Annotated in this window: 1 protein-coding gene; it reads left to right on the forward strand. The window is 73.9% G+C overall.

Going from position 1 to position 4,117, the window contains the following annotated elements; all coding sequences use genetic code 11:
- Positions 1-4,117: type I polyketide synthase (locus ACH4EW_RS32375; RefSeq protein ID WP_398263128.1), on the forward strand; the 4,117-nt coding region annotated here is incomplete at both ends.

Genomic DNA, 4,117 nt, shown 5'->3' on the forward strand with positions numbered 1-4,117 from the left:
GTGTGCGTGCGGGTTCGGCCCTCGTGCCGGTACGGCTCGATGTCGACGCGCTACGGGCGCAGGGCACGGAGCTCTCGCCCCTCTACCACCACCTCACCGGCCGCCCCGCCCGCCGCCAGGCCACCTCGCGTACCGCGATCGCCGCCGCGAGCTCGCTCGGCGAGCGGCTCGCCGCGCTCCCCGAGTCCGAGCGCCACGAGGCCGTCCTCAACCTGGTGCGGGGACAGGTGGCCGCGGTGCTCGGCCACGCGACCCCCGAGGCCATCGAGCCCGACCGTGCCTTCAGCGACCTCGGCTTCGACTCCCTCACCGCGGTCGAGCTGCGCAACGGCCTGGGCGGCTCGACCGGGCTCCAGCTCCCCGCCACGCTCGTCTTCGACTACCCGACCGCGGGCGCCCTCGCCGACTTCCTGCTGGCCGAGGTCTCCGGAGACATGGCCGCGGCCGCCGTCCTGCCGACCACCGGCCTCGTCGCCGACGACCCCATCGTCATCGTCGGCATGTCCTGCCGCTTCCCCGGCGGCGTCGAATCCCCGGAAGACCTGTGGCGGCTGATCGCGGACGGCGACGACGCCATCACCGACTTCCCCGGCAACCGCGGCTGGAACCTCGACCGGCTCTACGACCCCACCGAGACCCGCCCCGACACCACCTACGTCAACAAGGGCGGATTCCTCCACGACGCCCCCGACTTCGACGCCGACTTCTTCGGCATCAGCCCCAACGAGGCCCTGATCACAGACCCCCAGCAGCGCCTCCTCCTGGAGACCTCCTGGGAGGCGTTCGAGCGCGCGGGCATCGACCCGGCCACCCTCAAGGGCAGCGCCACCGGTGTCTTCGCCGGGGTCGTCTACCACGACTACTCGGGCAGCAGCAGCTCCGGCAGCATCGTCTCCGGCCGTATCGCGTACACCTACGGCCTCGAAGGCCCCGCGGTCACCGTGGACACGGCGTGCTCGTCGTCCCTGGTGGCGCTGCACCTCGCCGGCCAGGCACTGCGCAACGGCGAGTGCGACCTCGCCCTCGCGGGCGGTGTGACCATCATGGCCTCGCCCGCCGCCTTCGTGGAGTTCAGCCGCCAGCGCGGCCTGTCCCGCGACGGCCGATGCAAGGCATTCGCCGCCGGGGCCGATGGCACCGGCTGGGGCGAGGGCGTCGGCGTGCTGGTGGTGGAGCGACTGTCGGACGCCCGGCGCAACGGGCACCCCGTGCTCGCGGTCGTCCGCGGCTCCGCCGTCAACCAGGACGGCGCGAGCAACGGCCTCACCGCGCCCAACGGCCCTGCCCAGCAGCGCGTCATCCGCCAGGCGCTCGCCAACTCCCGGCTGAACCCGGCCGACATCGACGCGGTGGAGGCGCACGGCACCGGCACCGTCCTGGGCGACCCCATCGAGGCGCAGGCCCTGCTGGCCACCTACGGCCGCGACCGCACGGCGGAGCAGCCGCTGTGGCTGGGCTCGGTCAAGTCGAACATCGGCCACACCCAGGGCGCCGCCGGTGTCGCCGGAATCATCAAGATGGTCATGGCCATGCGCCACGGCGTACTGCCCAGGACCCTGCACGTCGACGAGCCGTCCACCCACGTCGACTGGACGTCGGGCGCCATGCGGCTGCTGACCGAGGAAGTCCCCTGGGACGCCGGCCGGCCGCGGCGCGCGGGCATCTCCTCCTTCGGGATCAGCGGCACCAACGCCCACGTCATCATCGAGCAGGCGTCGCCCGAGCACGACCACGAGCAGGCCGCCTCCTCGGACGACGCCCCCGCGCATGGCGCGCTGGTGCCGTGGGTCATCTCCGGCCGCGGCGAGGACGGACTGCGCGCCCAGGCCGCACGCCTCGCCTCGTACGTCGCGGAGCACGGCGACCTGAGCCCCGTGGACGTCGGCTGGTCTCTGACCACCAAGCGCGGCGCGCTGGAGCGTCGCGCCACCGTGCTCGGCGCCGACACCGCCGAACTGCTGACGGGCCTCAGCTCCCTCGCCGACGGCACCGGCGCCGACACCGCCCGCACCAGCGGCAAGACCGCGTTCCTGTTCACCGGCCAGGGCGCCCAGCGTCCCGGCATGGGCCGCGAGCTGTACGACACGTACCCCGCCTACCGGCGGGCCTGGGACGAGATCCGCGAGCAACTCGACGCAACTCTCGAACGCCCCCTGAACGACGTCCTGTTCGCCGACGAGGGCACCGCGGGGGCCGCGCTCCTCGACCGCACCGAGTACGCCCAGCCCGGCCTCTTCGCGATCGAGGTGAGCCTGTACCGCCTCCTGGAGTCCTGGGGGGTTCGGCCCGACATCGTCATGGGCCACTCCATCGGCGAGATCGCCGCCGCGCACATCGCGGGTGTGCTCTCCCTGGCGGACGCCTGTGCCCTGGTCGCCGCGCGCGGCAGGCTCATGCAGGCCCTCCCCGCGGGCGGCGCCATGATCGCCGTCCAGGCGAGCGAGGACGAGGTGCTGCCGCTGCTCGCCGAGGCACCGGGAGCCGACCTGGCCGCGGTCAACGGCCCCAGGGCGGTCGTTCTCTCGGGCCCCGAGGCAGCGGTGACCCAGGTCGCCGAGCGCCTGAAGGCCGCGGGCCGCAAGACGTCCCGTCTCCATGTGTCGCACGCCTTCCACTCAGGACTGATGCAGCCGATGCTGGACGACTTCCGGCGGGTACTCGAAGGTCTGTCGTTCGCCGAACCGCGGCTGGCCGTCATCTCCAACGTGACCGGCGACGTGGCGGCGGGAGAGGACCTGCGCACCGCGGAGTACTGGCTGCGGCACGTGAGCCGGGCCGTGCGATTCGGCGACGGCGTGCGCACCGCGGTGGACCGCGGCGTGACCCGGTTCGTCGAGGTCGGCCCGGACGGCGTGCTGACCGGTCTCGCGCAGACCTGCCTCGAGGAGACCGAGGGAGCCGAGCGCCCCGAGCGCATGGCGCGCTTCGTGTGCGTGCCGCTGCTGCGCAAGGGGCGCCCGGAGGCACGGGGCCTGCTCACCGGGCTCGGCCGGCTCTACGCCTCGGGCGGCGAGGTCGCCTGGTCCGCCGTGTTCGACGGCACCGGGGCCCGCCCCGTCGACCTGCCCACGTACGCCTTCCAGCGCCAGAGCTTCTGGGAGCAGGCGACGGGCGACCAGGGCGACCCGGAGTCCATCGGCCTCGGCGCCACCGATCACCCGCTGCTCGGCGCGGCCGTCGCGCTCGCCGACTCGCAGGGCCACCTCTTCACCGGGCGGCTCTCGGCACAGACCCAGCCCTGGCTCGCCGACCACGTCGTCGGCGGCTCGATCTTCTTCCCCGGCACCGGCTTCGTCGACCTGGTGATACGCGCCGGCGACCAGGTCGGCTGCGGGGTGCTCGAAGAGCTGACGCTGGAGGCTCCGCTGGTGCTGCCCGAGCGCGGCGGTGTCCGGATCCAGGTCGTCGTAGGTGCCCCCGAGGACGGCTCCCTGCGCCGCTCGGTGCGGGTGTACTCGCGCGACGAGGACGCCACCGGCGAGGCCTCCTGGGTCCGACACGGCTCGGGCACGCTGGTCGCCGCAGCGCGCGGCGGTTCCGGCGGCTTCGACCTCGGGGTCTGGCCCCCGGCGGGCGCCGAGCCCGTCACCATCGAGGGCGTCTACGAGCGGTACGCGGAGGGCGGCCTGTCGTACGGCCCGGTGTTCCGCGGCCTGCGCGGCGCCTGGCGGCTGGGCGAGGACGTGTACGCCGAGGTCGCCCTGCCCGACGGTGTGGCGGTCGACGGGTTCGGTGTGCACCCGGCGGTGCTCGACGCGGCGCTGCACGCCGTGGGCCTGACCGGCGCCGGGGAACAGGCCGCCCTGCCGTTCGCCTGGTCGGGCGTGGAACTGTTCGCCACGGGCGCCACCGCACTGCGGGTGCGGGTACGCCCGCTGGGCTCGGGCATGGCCTCCGGCGGGGGTGCCGGCGTGTCGCTCGACGTGGCGGACGCCGCCGGGCGCGCCGTCGTGTCCGTGAACCGGCTCGACGTACGGCCGATCTCCGAGGAACAACTCGCCCAGGCACGCAACGAGTACCCCGAGTTCCTGTACCGGGTCGAGTGGGTGCCGGTCGGGGAGGGGCCGGTGCGGGTGGGGTCTTTGGTGGTGGCCGACTTTGATGATGTGGTGTCGGG

It is taken from the genome of Streptomyces sp. NPDC018000 (genome assembly GCF_044328025.1).
Lineage (GTDB): Bacteria > Actinomycetota > Actinomycetes > Streptomycetales > Streptomycetaceae > Streptomyces.